The organism is Streptomyces sp. NPDC045899 (assembly GCF_056431485.1).
On the sequence record NZ_JBWKKP010000009.1, the window covers coordinates 213,574 to 228,482 of the forward strand.

A 14,909-nucleotide genomic window follows, 5' to 3' on the forward strand; every position below is an offset into this window, starting at 1 on the left:
GGAAGCCGCCAAGTGCGCGCTCCGCCCTTTGTGGTCAACCGATGGTGATCGGTACGGCCCCGCCGGGTTAGCGTCGCCCTATTGTTCACCACCGCTGTCCACCACCTCTCACCTGGGAGCTTCGCTGATGAGCACCGCCTCGCCCACCGCCCCGACCGGTACGGTCCTCGCGGACGTGGTCTTCCCCGCCCGCACCGCCGGACGCCCCGACCGGCGTGCCCTGGCCCGTGACGCCGTACTGGTGCTCGGCGGCGCCGCGCTGACCGGGCTGGCCGCACAGGTGTCGGTGCCGGTTCCCGGTTCGCCGGTGCCGGTGACCGGCCAGACCTTCGCCGCCCTGCTGGTGGGCACTTCGCTGGGCGCCGGACGCGGTTTCGCATCCCTGCTGCTGTACGCCCTGGCCGGGATGGCGGGTATGCCGTGGTTCGCCGAGGGCGACTCCGGTGCCGCGGCCCCGTCCTTCGGCTATGTGCTGGGCATGATGCTCGCCGCGACCGTGGTGGGCGCCCTGGCCCGGCGCGGTGGCGACCGCGGGGCGCTGCGCACCGCGGGCACCATGGCGGTCGGATCGGCGATCATCTACGCGGTCGGCGTTCCCTACCTGGCGCTGGCCGCCGACATCTCCTTCTCCCAGGCGGTCGCCGCCGGGCTGACCCCCTTCCTCATCGGGGACGCCCTGAAGGCCGCGCTGGCGATGGGCGCGCTGCCCGCCGCCTGGAAGCTGCTCGGCCGCCACGGCTGAGCACCGCCGTACGACGCCGTGAGCCCTCACCGGGGCCCCACCGGACCCCCAGGGGGCCCGGTGGGGCCTCACAGGGGCACCAGCGGCGTCCGGAGGCATACGGAGCCGGGGCCCGCACCATCCACTGGTGCGGGCCCCGGCCCGTTGCGGCGTCGCTCGTCGTCACCCGGAGCCCCCGGAGGGGCGGGGAGGCGGTTACGGAGCCACGGACTCCTTGGTCTTGCCCTCGGTGCCCGTCGCCTGGTGGCTCGGCGACATCTTGTCGCGGACCAGGGCGAAGGCCACCACCAGCGCGGCCACCAGCGCGGAGAGGAGGACCTGCTCGCGCCCGGCGTCGTCGGTGAGCATGTAGACCAGCACGAACGAGATCATGGCGATGGTCGCCCAGGTCAGGTACGGGAACAGCCACATCCGGACGATCAGCTTGTCCGGGTTCTCCCGCAGGATGATCCCGCGCATCCGCAGCTGGGTGAAGCAGATGACCAGCCACACGAAGAGCGCGATGGCACCCGAGGAGTTCAGCAGGAAGTCGAAGACGGTGTCCTTCCACTGGTAGTTGAACCAGACGGCGACGAAACCGAAGACGACCGAGCCGAGGATCGCGGCCTGCGGGACACCGCGGGAGTTGGTCCGGCCGAAGGCGGCCGGGGCGTCACCGCGCTGGCCGAGCGAGAACGCCATCCGGGACGCGGTGTACAGGCCGGAGTTGAGGCAGGAGAGCACGGCGGTCAGCACGATGACGTTCATGACCTGGCCGGCGTGCGGAATGCCGATGGAGTCCAGCGAGGCGACGTAGGAGCCCTTGTCGGCGATCTGCTTGGAGTCCCAGGGCAGCAGGGTGATCACGACGAAGATCGAGCCCAGGTAGAACACCGCGATACGCCAGATGACGCTGTTGGTGGCCTTGGAGACGGCACGCTGCGGGTCCTCGGACTCACCGGCGGCCAGGGTGACGATCTCACTGCCCATGAACGAGAAGACGACCAGCAGCACACCGGTGAGGATCGCTCCCGGTCCGTTCGGCAGGAAGCCTCCGTGGTCGGTCAGGTGGTCCAGACCGGCTCCGGGGTTGTCCGAGCCCGGCAGGACGCCGAAGACGGCCAGTCCGCCGATCACGATGAAGGCGGCGATGGCGACGACCTTGATGCCCGCGAACCAGAACTCGAACTCGCCGTAGGAGGCGACCGAGGCCAGGTTGGTGGCGGTCAGCACGACCATCACTATGAGGGCCCAGGCCCACTGCGGTACGGACGGTACCCAGCCCTCGAGGATGACCGCGCCGGCGGTCGCCTCGACGGCCAGCACCACGACCCAGAAGAACCAGTACAGCCAGCCGATGGAGAATCCGGCCCAGCGGCCGAGGGCCCGGTCCGCGTAGGCGGAGAACGAGCCGGAGCTGGGGTTGGCCGCGGCCATCTCACCCAGCATCCGCATCACCAGGACGACCATCAGGCCGACGAGGGCGTAAGAGATCAGAATGGCGGGGCCCGCCTTGGCGATGCCCGCACTGGAGCCCACGAAGAGGCCGGCGCCGATCACTCCGCCGATGGCGATCATCGACAGATGTCGGTTCTTGAGTCCGGCCTTCAGGCCGTCGGGGGAGCCGGGGCCGGAGTCGCCGGGCCTCTGCTGCTCCGAGGTGGTCGCGGGTTGTGCGCTCATGGGCTCGGTTCCTTTGCTCTCGGGTTACGAGCGACGCCAGTGAATCTCAGGAAGACCGTTTGATGAACCTTTGATTCCGGATTGTTACTTGAGCTTTCCTTGAGGTTCCTTGGTTTTGGCGTGGTTTTCGGGGTCGCATACCCGGCGGGGCAAGGGGGACACGGGCGTGTCACACTCGGGACATGCGCGTGTACCTCGGTTCCGACCATGCCGGTTACGACCTCAAGAACCACCTCGTGGAGTGGCTCAGGGCGGGCGGGCACGAGCCCGTCGACTGCGGCCCGCACATCTACGACGCCCAGGACGACTACCCGCCGTTCTGTCTGCGTGCCGCAGAGCGGACCGCCGCCGACCCGGACAGCCTCGGCATCGTGATCGGCGGATCCGGTAATGGTGAACAGATCGCGGCCAACAAGGTCAAGGGCATCAGGGCCGCTCTCGCGTGGAGTGAGCAGACGGCCGCGCTCGGTCGCGAGCACAACAACGCCAACGTGATCAGCGTGGGCGCCCGTATGCACACGGAAGAAGAGGCGACCAAGTTCGTCGAGATCTTCCTCAACACCCCCTACTCGGGTGAGGAGCGCCACACCCGGCGGATCGAGATGCTCGCCGCGTACGAGACCACCGGTGAGCTGCCCCCGATCCCGGCGCACCACCCCGATCACGGCTGATGCCCGAAGGGCACACCATCCACCGGCTGGCCGCCGACCACCTTCAGCGATTCGGCGGCCGGCCCGTCCGGGCCAGCAGCCCGCAGGGCAAGTTCGCGGACGGTGCCGCCCTGATCGACGGCCGGCCGCTGCACCACGCCGAGGCCCACGGCAAGCACCTCTTCCTGGATTTCGCCGCCTCCGGCTGGGTCCACGTCCACCTGGGGCTCTTCGGGAAGTACGGCTTCGGCCCGGCCCCCGCCCCGCCGCCCACCGACACCGTCCGGCTGCGGCTGGAGAACCCGGAGGGCTTCGCGGACCTGCGCGGCCCGACGGCCTGCGGGCTGATCACCGAGGACGAGAAACAGGCGGTGCACGACCGGCTCGGCCCCGACCCGCTGCGCCCGCAGGACGACGGTGAGCGTGCCTGGGACCGGATCTCCCGCAGCCGGGTCAGCGTCGCCGCCCTGCTCATGGACCAGAAGATCGTCTCCGGGGTGGGCAATGTGTACCGCGCCGAGGTGCTGTTCCGGCACGGCATCGACCCGTACCGCCCCGGCCGCGGGCTCATCCGCGCCGAATGGGACGCCATCTGGGCCGATCTGGCGGAGCTGATGCGCGAGGGCGTGCGGAACAACCGGATTGACACCGTCCGGCCCGAGCACACCCCCGAGGCCATGGGCCGCCCGCCCCGCGTGGACGACCACGGCGGCGAGGTCTACGTCTACCGCCGCGCCGGTCAGCCCTGCCACATCTGTGGCGGCGAGGTCCGCACCGCCGACCTCGCCGCCCGCAATCTCTTCTGGTGCCCCGGCTGCCAACGGGCCTGAGCGCCCCGCCGGCCGCCTCAGAAACCGTGCGGGAGCCAGGGGGCCCGGGTGCTCAGGAAGGCCGCCGACGCCGCCTCCAGCGCCCCCTCGCGGACCTCCCGCACCCGGCCCGCCCCCGCCAGGGCGTCCAGTGACACCCCGCCGAGGTACGCGGCCCCCAACTCCCGCACACCGAGGCGCAGATCGGGGGCATCGGAGGTACGGGCGCAGGAGGCGCCCTTGGCGTCGCCGGTCAGCCGCCAGCGCCCCTCGTTCCAGGGGCAGAAGGGGTCGGCGACCTCCAGGACGACGTCCAGCGGGGCGGTGTACGCACGCGCCTCCAGCGCCGCGCCCACGTCCACCAGCCGTACGTGCAGCGAGTCCCGCAGCCGCACCTGGCACCGCCGGATGTCCGAGACCAGGTGCTGCCAGGGATCGTCGACCGGCCGGCCGCCGGTGCGGATGACCGAGGTCAGGTCGATCTCGAACAGGAAGCGCCACAGCGCCGCGCGGGACGCCGGGTCCAGGGCCTCCAGATCGCGCAGCACGATCGTGCCCTTGGGCCCCGCCAGGTCCCAGTCCGGTTTGATGGCGAACCGGACGTACCCGGTGACCTCGCCGTCCGACTCGGCCAGCACACAGCGCAGCGGGGACGCGCCCTCGCGCTCACCGGGCGGGTCGAGCACCGGCAGCCGCTCCCACTTCGGCAGCCGCTCCAGCATGCCCGGCCGGGTGGGCACCAGCCGGGCGTACACGGCCTCGCAGGCCCCGGTCCCGTCGGCCGGTGCCACCTCCCGCAGGGTCACCCGGTCGGTGCCCTCGGGAACGGCGAGCCGCACCCGGTCGGTGTCGATCTCCGCGTACGCGCTCTGGGTGGCGATGCCGTAGCCGAACCGGCCGTAGATGTCCGGTTCCGACGCGGTCAGCACCGCCAGCGGTTCGCCCATGGCGCGGATGTCGTCGAGCTGGCGTCTCATCATCGAGCGCAGCACGCCGCGCCGCCGGTGCGTCGCCTGCACACTGACCATGGTCACACCGGGTGCGGCCACCGAGGCGCCGCCGGGAACCGTCATCCGGAAACTGAAGAGCCCCGCGGTGCCGACGATGTCCGCGCCGTCCCAGACCCCGATCGAGCGCTCGCATTCGGTCAACTCCCGCCAGAGCCCGGATTCCTCGGGCGCTTCGGGAACTCCGCCGAATGCGAGTACCAGCTTTCCGTACCAATCATCCCAAACCGCAGGATCGAGCACGCGCAGCTCAGTCGTCATATTCCCATCCCTAGCAGCCGTTTCCCGTACACGCGAACGAATTTCGCTTACGATTGCCCCCCTGCGCGGGTGGTTCGACGCGCCACGAATCGACGCGCGTCCAAACGGGTGGGTAGGGTCCCGGTGCAATGACAGGCGGCGTGGACACTCCGATGGCCCGGATGCGCAGAGCACTGCACCGGGCTCGCACCGGCGTGCGCAAAGCCGGAGTGGACTACTTCCGCGGTGAGGGCTCCGACCGGCTGGCACTGGCCATGCTGCTCCTCGGGGTCCCCGCCATCGCCTGCGGCACCATCGCCCAGCCCGACTGGTGCGCCCCCTCCGCACTCGTACTGCCCATCGTCGCGGGCGGTCTGCTGCTGCGCCCGGCCAGCCTGCTCGCCCTCTACGCGGCCGCCGCCACCGCCCTGATCGTGGAATCCGCCGTCCTCGGCCCCTACACCGAGGAGGACGCCTCCTCCCGGGTGACCCCCGGCACCATCCTGGTCGTCGCCGCCGTCGGTTTCTTCGGCCTGCTGATCGCCCAGTTCCGCAGCCGGGTCGGCGTGCCCTGGCGGCGCGGCGGCACCATGCTGTTCGACCTGCGCGAGCGGATCCGGGTGCAGAGCAAACTGCCCGGGCTGCCGCGCGGCTGGCACCGCGAGATGGCCCTGCGCCCGGCCGGGGGCCAGTCCTTCTCCGGCGACTTCGTGGTGGCCGCCCGCACCGGCGGCGGCCGCACCCTCGAGGTCGTCCTCACCGATGTCTCCGGCAAGGGCATGGACGCGGCCTCCCGCGCCCTGCTGCTCTCCGGCGCCTTCGGCGGACTGCTCGGCTCCCTGCCGCCGCACGGCTTCCTCCCCGCCGCCAACGGCTACCTCCTGCGCCAGGACTGGGACGAGGGCTTCGCGACCTCCGTCCACCTCGTCCTGGACCTGGACAGCGGCGACTTCGAGCTGTTCTCCGCCGGGCACCTCCCCGCGCTCCAGCTCAGCGCGGGCACCGGCAAATGGGAGGAGAAGGCCGCCGACGGCCCGCTCCTCGGCGTCTACGACGGCGCCCAGTTCGACCCCATCAAGGGCACCCTGCGCGCCGGCGACGTCCTGATGCTCTTCACCGACGGCCTCGTGGAGACCGCCGACCGCGACATCAGCGAGGGAATCGACCGGCTCACCGGCGAGGCCGACCGCTATGTCTCCTCGGGTTTCCACGGCGCCGCCTGGCATCTGATCGAGACCGTCGCCAAGGACGTCAACGACGACCGCGCGCTGCTGCTGATCTGCCGCGACTAGGACGACCCCCCAGGTCACCGGGGGTTAGCCCCACCCCGTACACACCGGAAACCGCCATGGCCGCGGCCGCTCCGCGCTCCGTACGTTCGAGGGGTCGGGCGAACTCCTCGGAAGGCGGAAACCATGCGGCTGCGCGGGCGGCGACGCGAGCATCACACCAGCGGGCATCACACCGGCGAGCACCACACGGCCGGAACCCGCGACCACGCCGTCGAACTGCGGGGCGTGCGCCGCAGTTACGGCCGCGGCGGCCGCGCCGTGCACGCCTTGCGCGGGATCGACCTCGCGCTGCCGCGCGGCAGCTTCACCGCCGTCATGGGCCCGTCCGGATCCGGCAAGTCCACATTCCTCCAGTGCGCCGCGGGACTCGACCGGCCCACCGCGGGATCCGTGACGCTGGGCGGCACCGAGATCACCGGCATGAGCGAGAACAAGCTCACCGCGCTGCGCCGCAGCCGCCTCGGCTTCGTCTTCCAGGCATTCAATCTGCTGCCCTCGCTCACCGCCGAGCAGAACGTGCTGCTCCCCCTGCGGCTCGCGGGCGTCCGCCCCGACCGGCGCCTGGCGCGCGAAGTGCTCGCCCAGGTCGGACTGCACGAGCATTCCCGGCGCCGCCCCGGGCAGCTCTCCGGCGGCCAGCAGCAGCGGGTGGCCATCGCCCGCGCCCTGGTCACCCGCCCCGACGTCGTCTTCGCCGACGAGCCGACCGGGGCCCTGGACACCGTCACCGCCGCCGAAGTGCTCGTCCTGCTGCGGCACGCCGTGGACGCGCTCGGTGCGACCGTCGTCATGGTCACCCACGACCCGGTGGCCGCCGGCTACGCCGACCACACGCTCTTCCTCGCCGACGGATCCATCGCCGACCGGCTGCCCCGCTCCCCGGCAGCCGAGATCGCCGAGCGGATGACCCGGCTCACCGGCCGGGCCCCCGCCGCCGCTGCCATGGCCGGGGGACCGGTCCGATGAGGTCGCTCAGCAACGGACTGGCCCGCGCCGCCGTCCGGTTCAAACCGTCCGCCTTCGCGGGCACCTTCATCGCCCTGATGCTCGCCGCGATGATCGTGTCCGCCTGCGGGATCCTGCTGGAGACCGGCCTGAGGGCCTCCGTACCGCCGGAGCGCTACGCCGCCGCCCCCGTCGTGGCCACCGCCGGTCAGGAGGTCGGCTACGGCAGCGGGGACACGGCCGACAGCCTGCAGGTCCCCGACCGGGCCCGGCTCGACGCCGCTCTCGTCGCCACCGCAGCCCGCACCCCGGGCGCCGCCGCCGCGGCACCCGATCTGACCTTCCCGCTGCGCACCGCCGACGGCGGGCTGACCGGCCACGGCTGGGGCGCGGCCCCCTTCACCGGTATCGCCCTGGCCGAGGGCAGCGCCCCGCGCGGCGGCGAGGCGGTGCTCACCGAGGCCGCCGCCCGGGCCGCGGACACCGGCGTGGGCGGGCGGATCACCGTGACCGCGCCGGACGGCGACCACACCTTCCGGGTGTCCGGACTCGCCCGTACCACCGGCCCTGCGCACTCCGCCGAGGACGAGGGGCCGGCCGCCTGGTTCACCGACCGCCGGGCGGGGGCGCTCAGCGGCCACCCCCGTGACGTCGACGCGATCCTCGTCCGCCCCGGACCCGGCACCACGGCCGACACGCTCGCCGACCGTCTGGAGCGGGCCTTCCGGGGCGCCGCCCACGCTCGGGGCGTCCACACCGGCGAGGGCCGTGGCGACGTCGAGGAGCCCGCGCTCGCCGAGGCGAAGGAGATGCTCATCGCCCTCGGCGGCTCCTTCGGCGGAGTGGCCACCGCCGTCGCCGTCTTCACCGCCGCGGGCACCGTCGCCCTCTCCGTCGGCCAGCGCCGCCGCGAATTCGCGCTGCTGCGCGCGATCGGCGCCACCCCGCGCCAGATCCGCCGGTCGATCGCCACCGAGGCCCTGCTGGTCGCACCGCTCGCGGGCGCGCTCGGCTGTCTGCCCGGAATCGCCCTGGCGCGCTGGTGGTTCGGACAGCTCAAGGACAAGGGGGCGGTCCCCGGGGAGGTGGAGTTCGCGCTCTCCTGGCTGCCGCCGGCGATCGCCGTCGGCGCGGTCCTGCTGACCGCTCTCCTGGCGGGGCTGGTGGCCGCCCGCCGCCCCGCGCGGATCACACCGGGCCAGGCCATCGGCGAGGCGGCCGTCGAACGGCTGCGGCCCGGACTGATCCGTACGCCACTGGGCCTGGCCGCCCTCGTCGGCGGCTTCGTCCTTGCCGGGGTCGCCGCCTCGGCCACCGGTGAGGACGCGGCCAACGCCGCCCTCGGCGTCGTGATGCTCTTCATGCTCGCCGTGGGGCTGCTCGGCCCGCAGATCGCCCGGCTGTGCGCCTGGCTGATCGGGATGCCGCTGCGCGCGGGATCGGCCGCGGCCCATCTGGCGTCCACCACCACCCGGGCCAACGCCGGCCGGCTCGCCTCCGCGATCACCCCGATCGTGCTGGCCATGGCCTTCTCCTCCACCCTGGTCTTCCTGCACACCAGTGAGGACCACGTGACGGCGGAGCAGTCCCGGGCGGGCATCGTCGCCGACCAGGTGCTCACCGCACCCGACGGCCTCCCGGCCGGCACCGCCGGACGGGCCGCGTCCGTCCGGGGCGTCACGGCGGCGGTGGGCGTCCTGCGTACCGGCGTCCTGGTCCCGACCGGCTCGGGCGGATCCAGTCCGCTGGAAGGCGTCTCCGCCCAGGGTGTCTCGGGCGGCGGCCGCGCCCTGGCGGCGGTGCAGGACCTGGACCTCCGTACCGGCCGGCTGGACGATCTCGGCCCGGGCCGGGTGGCGGTCGACGCGAACGTGGCGGAGGCGGCGGGCGTCGGGGTCGGCGACCGGCTGCGGCTGCGGCTCCCGGACGGCACCGCTGTGCGGCCGAAGGTGGTCGCCACCTATGGGCGGGGTCTGGGCCTCGCCCGGGTCACCCTTCCCCGGGCGGCGCTGACGGCCCATATGACGTCGTCCTTCGACAGCACGGTGCTGGTACGGGACGACGCGGGCGCGGACCGGGCGGCCGTCGCGGCGGCCCTCGGCCGGATCGGCGCGCAGGTCACCGACCGGGACGGCTACGCGGCCGGCCAGGACGAGGAGCGCGAGCTCAACGCCTGGGCCAACACCACCATGGCCGCGGTCCTCGGCGGCTTCGCCGCCGTCGCCGCCGCCAACGCCCTGGTGATGACGGTGCTCGACCGCCGCCGCGAGCTGAGCACCCTGCGGCTGATCGGCTCCACCCGCCGGCAGATCCTCGGAATGGTGCGCTGGGAGGCGCTGCTGGTGGTCACCGCGGGCATCGTCCTGGGCACGGCCATCGCCCTGGCGACGCTCACCCCGATGACCCGCGGGCTGACCGGGGAGGGCCCGTACATCCCACCGGTCACCTACGGCGCCTTCGCGGGCTCCGCGGTGGCGCTCGGCCTCGTGGCGACGGGGCTGCCCGCGCGGGCGGCGCTGCGCCGGAAGCGCCGGGGTCCCTAGAGGGAGGGGGAACGAAGAGGGCCGGAGCCAATGGCTCCGGCCCTCTTCGCCGTTCCGTCCCGCGGATCCCCGGTGGGTGTGCTCAGGCCGCCGTCGTGGTGCGGCTGCGGGCCTGTTCTGCGGGGTCCTTCTTGAAGGCCCACGCCATCTTCGGCTCCATCGCGAAGCGGAAGGCACGCTGGACCGGGGGAGTGCACAGCACCGTGACCACGGAGGCCGCGATGATCGTGACCGTGATCTCGCCGAGCGGCTTGTGCAGCCACTCGTACTCGTCGAACCAGCCCCAGAAGCGGGAGCCCTTGGCGAGGAAGCCGTGCAGCAGGTAGCCGTACAGCGTTCCGGCGCCCAGCGCGGTGAACCACATGTGGCGCCGCGGCACCCAGGCGAAGAAGCAGCTGACCAGCACGACAGAGCAGCCGAACAGGGCCAGCGTCATCACCGGACCGGTCCATGGCGGAGCGCCGAGCTCCTGGACGCTGTCCCGGTGGTAGAACCAGGCCGAGTTCATCCGCGGCGCCGCCCAGTAGGCGAACGCCAGGGCGCACAGACCGATCGGCAGCGACAGCCAGCGCACCTCGCGCCGCCGGACCATCTGGAAGTGCTCGGGCTTCATGCACAGGCCCATCACGAAGAAGGGCAGGAACTGGAGCACCCGCTGGAGGTCGAGGTCATCGCCGATGTCGGGGGAGACCGACGCGAGTGTGGCGACCGCCAGCGAGAGCGGGACCGGCCAGCGGACCAGCTTCCAGATGGGCGTGGACAGCCGCCAGACGAAGAGCGCGATCAGGAACCAGGTGAGGTACCAGGGGTCCAGCAGGCTGAAGTCATACGTGGGGTCGTCGTCGGCCCAGCGCTTGAAGAAGGTGTAGGCCACCTCGAAGATCACGTACGGGACCGCGATCCCGGTGATGAGCCGCTTGAGCCGGTCCGGCCGCATGTCGAAGCTGCGCGAGAAGTAGCCGGAGATCACGATGAAGGCCGGCATATGGAAGGTGTACACCGTCATGTACAGCGCTTCCGCGGTGCGGCTGTGATCCGTGAGCGGTTCCCAGGAGTGGGCCATCGCGACCAGCACGATCGCCAGGTACTTGGCGTTGTCGAAGAACGCGTCGCGCTGCTTCGGCTTCTGTCCGGCCGGAACGCTCGGGGCGGGCGGGGCCGCCTTGTGTTGTCCTGCTTCGTTGTCCCGCGAGGTGGGAGAGGGGGGTGCCGCCTCCTGGACCGGGGGGAGGGGAGCCCGCTGATAGCCGTGCGGGCGCAGGGAGTTGGTCACAGGCCCTCCCACCAGGAACTGGGAGAAACCGTCCGGGACCTCACTGCGCGAGGGGGAGTCATGGCAGCGTGGAACATCTAAGGCACGATAGCGCCGAAACCTGTATTGCGTAAAACCTCGTTCACTTCTTTGTGGCCAATACCTCTCATAGCTTGGCTGTTAACCCTCGGCGATCAAGTCGACAAAGCGATCCGATCACGTGATTTCACGGCTTTCGCTGTCCGTTCTGTCATGCTTCATACCCCTTAAATGGCGCATATGCCCCGCAGGAGGCTCTGGCGGAATGTCTGATTCATTGATGCTTTGTCACCCGCCCGAGCGACCGCCAGAAGAATTCCGAAATGGCCGCGCAGGCCGCCGGGTTGGCTATCGGGCGAGTCTCGAAATTGACGTTCGGGCGACTCCTCGAATTGTGGGCAGCGTCACCCGTGTCCGCTTGTGTGATGGATTACCGGATGGGTACCGGAGGGGTGGGTGGGTTACGCGCACTCCGCCGGTGTCCGCTTCACCCCGCTGCTGTGGAGCGGGAGTTGGTGGCACGATGGTGACCGCGGGGGTGTGCGGGGTCGCGTGCTTCCGGGCCGGAGACGTGTGCGACCGAGGGTGCGTGATCAGCTGTGGTCATTTCTCTGTCACTGGTGGTGCTGGTCGGCATCGTCCTGGTGCTGATGATCCGCAATGGCTCGATCAAGTGGGGTCCGGGTCTGGTGGCGATCCTCTTCGGCTTCCTGCTCGCCTCTTCGGACCTGGCACCGGACATCCAGGACTTCCTCGACTCGGTCGCGAACGCCATCAGCGACATAGACGTCTGACCCCGCCCGGCAACACGCGCGCACCACGCACAACGGCCCGGGCCGGACATGATCCGGAACCGGGCCGAGGGCCTGTGGAGCGGGCGACGGGAATCGAACCCGCGTAGCCAGTTTGGAAGACTGGGGCTCTACCATTGAGCTACGCCCGCGCGCGCCGCATGCGCCCGGCCGGACCGGGACGGCACCGTCCGGAACGATCGCCCGGAGCGCGGCACGGCATGCATCGTAGCGGGTTCCGGCGGTTCCCCGCACACCCTTGCCCACCAGTCGAATATCCGGCGGCCGGGGCGTCCGCGGCCATGTACCCTACGTGTCGCACCGACGGGGTGTGGCGCAGCTTGGTAGCGCGTCCGCTTTGGGAGCGGAAGGTCGTCGGTTCGAATCCGGCCACCCCGACCATCACCGGCGACAAGATCGCATTGTGGGGCGCGTCAGCCGTGCGGTTACTATGCAAGCTGCGCGTCTGTGTCTTTATCTCTGCCGGGCGCGATCCGCTGCGGACGCATCAGCGCATGCAGCAGAACACCACACGTCAGCCCCAAGGAGACCGAACCGTGAAGAGCGCCGTGGAGAACCTGAACCCGACCCGGGTTCGGCTCACTGTCGAGGTGCCCTTCGAGGAGCTCAAGCCCAGCCTCGACGCGGCGTACAAGAAGATCAACCAGCAGGTCTCGGTGCCTGGGTTCCGCAAGGGCAAGATCCCGGCCCGCGTGATCGACCAGCGGTTCGGCCGCGGGGCGGTGCTGGAGGAGGCCGTCAACGACGCGCTCCCGAAGTTCTACACCGAAGCGGTCAACGAGGGTGAGCTGAACCCGCTGGGTCAGCCCGAGGTGGACATCACCGAGCTCAAGGACAACGAGCTCCTGGCCTTCACCGCCGAGGTCGACATCCGCCCGGCGATCGAGATCCCCGACTACTCGGGCATCGAGGTCACGGTGGACTCGGTCGAGGTGTCCGACGAGGACATCGACCAGTCGATCGAGCAGCTTCGTGACCGCTTCGCCACCACCAGCGCCGTCGAGCGCGCCGCGGCCGAGGGCGACGTCGTCGTCATCGACCTCGAGGCCAAGGTCGACGGTGAGGTCCTGGAGGACGGCGTCGCCCAGGGCGTCACCTACACCATCGGCTCCGGTGAGCTGCTGGACGGTATCGACGAGGCCGTGACCGGCCTGGAGGCCGGTGGCTCCACCACCTTCACCTCCGAGCTCAAGGGCGGCTCCGCCCAGGGCAAGGAGGCCGAGGTCTCGGTCGAGGTCTCCGAGGTCAAGGCCCGTGAGCTGCCCGAGCTGGACGATGACTTCGCCCAGCTCGCCAGTGAGTTCGACACCCTCGAGGAGTTGCGCGCGGACAGCCGCAAGCGCCTGGAGCGGACCAAGAAGTTCGAGCAGGCCACCCAGGCCCAGGAGAAGGTGCTGGACGCCCTCCTGGAGCTGGTCGAGGTCCCGATCCCCGAGAAGCTCCTCGAGGACGAGATCAACACCCGCAAGCACAACCTGGAGCACCACCAGCTCGGCCAGATGGGCCTGAACCTGGAGTCCTACCTCCAGATGCAGGACAAGACCGCCGAGGAGTTCGACGCCGAGCTCAAGGAGCAGGCCGAGAAGGGCATCCGCACCCAGTTCGTCCTGGACGAGCTGGTCAACAAGGAGCAGCTCTCGGTCGGCCAGGAGGAGCTCACCGAGCACCTGATGCGCCGTGCGCAGTCCTCCGGTATGAGCCCCGACCAGTTCGCCCAGGCCGTCGTCGAGGGCGGCCAGGTGCCGATGCTCGTCGGTGAGGTCGCCCGAGGCAAGGCGCTGGCCGTCGTGGTCGAGGCCGCCAAGGTCGTCGACGACAAGGGCGAGACCGTCGACCTGGACGACGAGGACGAGACCGGCGAGACCGTCGAGGCCACCTCCGAGGAGGGCGCCGAGGCCGCCGAGGCCGCCGCCGAGGAGACCCAGGCCGAGGGCGACAAGCAGGACAAGGCCGAGAGCTGACCTTCGTCCGCCCCCAGCCCGTACGAACGGGCCCGAACGTCTGCACACGTCCGGGCCCGTTCGTGTTCCGCGAAGCCGTACCCCCGGACCCGTGCCGGGGGCGGGACATGCGCTCAGAGCGAACAGTTCCTGATGCGGGATGGCGCCCGCCGACCAGCGCGTTAGGGTCCGTAGATACGAGGGCAGGGGAGTCTCACGAGCCCGCCGGAGCGCACCGGCGGCCATGTCCCCCAGCCCAGAAGAAGACGCTGAGACGGCCAGTCGCCGTCAGAGACGAGCAGGTGGATACGTGACGAATACGATGCCTTCCGCCGCCGGCGAGCCGACCATCGGTGGCCTCGGCGACCAGGTCTACAACCGGCTGCTCGGTGAGCGGATCATCTTCCTCGGCCAGCCGGTCGACGACGACATCGCGAACAAGATCACGGCGCAGCTGCTCCTGCTGGCAGCCGACCCGGACAAGGACATCTACCTCTACATCAACTCCCCGGGCGGCTCGATCTCGGCCGGCATGGCGATCTACGACACCATGCAGTACATCCAGAACGACGTGGTCACCATCGCCATGGGCCTCGCCGCCTCGATGGGGCAGTTCCTGCTGAGTGCCGGAACCCCGGGCAAGCGGTTCGCGCTGCCGAACGCCGAGATCCTGATCCACCAGCCCTCCGCGGGCCTGGCGGGTTCGGCCTCGGACATCAAGATCCACGCAGAGCGGCTGCTGCACACCAAGAAGCGCATGGCGGAGCTGACCGCCTTCCACACCGGCCAGACCGTGGAGCAGATCACCCGCGACTCGGACCGTGACCGCTGGTTCTCCGCCGATGAGGCCAAGCAGTACGGCCTGGTGGACGACGTCATGGTGTCCGCGTCCAGCGTTCCGGGCGGGGGCGGCACCGGGGCCTGAGTCCCGCCGTCCCGTAGCCGACCTCCAGCCCTCAGATCGCCACAGGATGGT

General features: G+C 70.9%; 12 protein-coding genes and 2 tRNA genes. 10 read left to right on the forward strand and 4 right to left on the reverse strand.

The genetic code is table 11. The features are described 5' to 3' along the window. Positions 1-127 precede the first annotated feature (127 nt). The gene (locus AC07FT_RS16195) at positions 128-742 is read left to right on the forward strand and encodes a biotin transporter BioY (RefSeq protein WP_479176755.1); all 615 of its coding nucleotides are present in this window, start codon (positions 128-130) and stop codon (positions 740-742) included. A gap of 195 nt (positions 743-937) precedes the next feature. On the opposite strand, the gene AC07FT_RS16200 is transcribed toward AC07FT_RS16195, so the two are convergent. Further along, positions 938-2,404 (reverse strand): amino acid permease, encoded by a 1,467-nt coding sequence (locus tag AC07FT_RS16200; protein WP_471205475.1) that lies wholly within the window; start codon positions 2,402-2,404, stop codon positions 938-940. Positions 2,405-2,586: 182 nt separating this feature from the next. Here AC07FT_RS16200 and AC07FT_RS16205 point away from each other — a divergent pair, with 182 nt between their 5' ends. Continuing rightward, positions 2,587-3,075 (forward strand): ribose-5-phosphate isomerase, encoded by a 489-nt coding sequence (locus tag AC07FT_RS16205; RefSeq protein WP_254740490.1) that lies wholly within the window; start codon positions 2,587-2,589, stop codon positions 3,073-3,075. After that, positions 3,075-3,884: an Fpg/Nei family DNA glycosylase gene (locus AC07FT_RS16210; protein ID WP_471205473.1), complete on the forward strand. Its 810-nt coding sequence runs from the start codon at positions 3,075-3,077 to the stop codon at positions 3,882-3,884. Before AC07FT_RS16205 ends, AC07FT_RS16210 begins: the two co-directional genes overlap by 1 nt. 17 nt (positions 3,885-3,901) lie before the next feature. On the opposite strand, the gene AC07FT_RS16215 is transcribed toward AC07FT_RS16210, so the two are convergent. After that, positions 3,902-5,131, reverse strand: a complete 1,230-nt coding sequence (locus AC07FT_RS16215) for a GNAT family N-acetyltransferase (RefSeq protein WP_479176756.1) — start codon at positions 5,129-5,131, stop codon at positions 3,902-3,904. A 128-nt stretch (positions 5,132-5,259) separates the two neighbouring features. Between AC07FT_RS16215 and AC07FT_RS16220 the strand changes: the two genes are divergently transcribed. The 3 genes from AC07FT_RS16220 (at position 5,260) to AC07FT_RS16230 (ending at position 9,890) form a co-directional block, all read left to right on the forward strand. After that, positions 5,260-6,402: a PP2C family protein-serine/threonine phosphatase gene (locus tag AC07FT_RS16220; protein ID WP_254740484.1), complete on the forward strand. Its 1,143-nt coding sequence runs from the start codon at positions 5,260-5,262 to the stop codon at positions 6,400-6,402. 123 nt (positions 6,403-6,525) lie between these two features. Beyond that, positions 6,526-7,368: an ABC transporter ATP-binding protein gene (locus AC07FT_RS16225; RefSeq protein ID WP_479176757.1), complete on the forward strand. Its 843-nt coding sequence runs from the start codon at positions 6,526-6,528 to the stop codon at positions 7,366-7,368. Next, on the forward strand, positions 7,365-9,890 hold the full coding sequence (locus AC07FT_RS16230) for an ABC transporter permease (protein ID WP_479176758.1): 2,526 nt from the start codon (positions 7,365-7,367) through the stop codon (positions 9,888-9,890). The genes AC07FT_RS16225 and AC07FT_RS16230 overlap by 4 nt, the downstream gene beginning before the upstream one ends. Positions 9,891-9,972: 82 nt before the next feature. Here AC07FT_RS16230 and AC07FT_RS16235 read toward each other — a convergent pair whose 3' ends face one another. Continuing rightward, complete coding sequence (locus AC07FT_RS16235; protein ID WP_471205465.1) at positions 9,973-11,163, reverse strand: acyltransferase family protein; 1,191 nt, start codon at positions 11,161-11,163, stop codon at positions 9,973-9,975. 617 nt (positions 11,164-11,780) lie between these two features. Here AC07FT_RS16235 and AC07FT_RS16240 point away from each other — a divergent pair. After that, positions 11,781-11,975, forward strand: coding sequence for a hypothetical protein (locus tag AC07FT_RS16240; RefSeq protein WP_254740476.1), 195 nt, complete (start codon positions 11,781-11,783; stop codon positions 11,973-11,975). A 75-nt stretch (positions 11,976-12,050) separates the two neighbouring features. Here AC07FT_RS16240 and AC07FT_RS16245 read toward each other — a convergent pair. Beyond that, positions 12,051-12,124, reverse strand: a tRNA-Gly gene (locus AC07FT_RS16245). A gap of 173 nt (positions 12,125-12,297) precedes the next feature. Here AC07FT_RS16245 and AC07FT_RS16250 point away from each other — a divergent pair. The 3 genes from AC07FT_RS16250 (at position 12,298) to AC07FT_RS16260 (ending at position 14,858) form a co-directional block, all read left to right on the forward strand. Beyond that, positions 12,298-12,374, forward strand: a tRNA-Pro gene (locus AC07FT_RS16250). A gap of 155 nt (positions 12,375-12,529) precedes the next feature. After that, positions 12,530-13,954, forward strand: a complete 1,425-nt coding sequence (tig, locus tag AC07FT_RS16255; RefSeq protein WP_479176759.1) for a trigger factor — start codon at positions 12,530-12,532, stop codon at positions 13,952-13,954. A gap of 301 nt (positions 13,955-14,255) precedes the next feature. Next, the gene (locus tag AC07FT_RS16260) at positions 14,256-14,858 is read left to right on the forward strand and encodes an ATP-dependent Clp protease proteolytic subunit (protein ID WP_471205539.1); all 603 of its coding nucleotides are present in this window, start codon (positions 14,256-14,258) and stop codon (positions 14,856-14,858) included. Positions 14,859-14,909 lie beyond the last annotated feature (51 nt).

Coding starts and splice junctions, on each gene's coding strand:
- AC07FT_RS16205 (WP_254740490.1), top strand. CDS start 2,587: ATGCGCGTGTACCTCGGTTCCGACCATGCCGGTTACGACCTCAAGAAC.
- AC07FT_RS16215 (WP_479176756.1), bottom strand. CDS start 5,131: ATGACGACTGAGCTGCGCGTGCTCGATCCTGCGGTTTGGGATGATTGG.
- AC07FT_RS16220 (WP_254740484.1), top strand. CDS start 5,260: ATGACAGGCGGCGTGGACACTCCGATGGCCCGGATGCGCAGAGCACTG.
- AC07FT_RS16225 (WP_479176757.1), top strand. CDS start 6,526: ATGCGGCTGCGCGGGCGGCGACGCGAGCATCACACCAGCGGGCATCAC.
- AC07FT_RS16230 (WP_479176758.1), top strand. CDS start 7,365: ATGAGGTCGCTCAGCAACGGACTGGCCCGCGCCGCCGTCCGGTTCAAA.
- AC07FT_RS16210 (WP_471205473.1), top strand. CDS start 3,075: ATGCCCGAAGGGCACACCATCCACCGGCTGGCCGCCGACCACCTTCAG.
- AC07FT_RS16200 (WP_471205475.1), bottom strand. CDS start 2,404: ATGAGCGCACAACCCGCGACCACCTCGGAGCAGCAGAGGCCCGGCGAC.
- AC07FT_RS16195 (WP_479176755.1), top strand. CDS start 128: ATGAGCACCGCCTCGCCCACCGCCCCGACCGGTACGGTCCTCGCGGAC.
- AC07FT_RS16260 (WP_471205539.1), top strand. CDS start 14,256: ATGCCTTCCGCCGCCGGCGAGCCGACCATCGGTGGCCTCGGCGACCAG.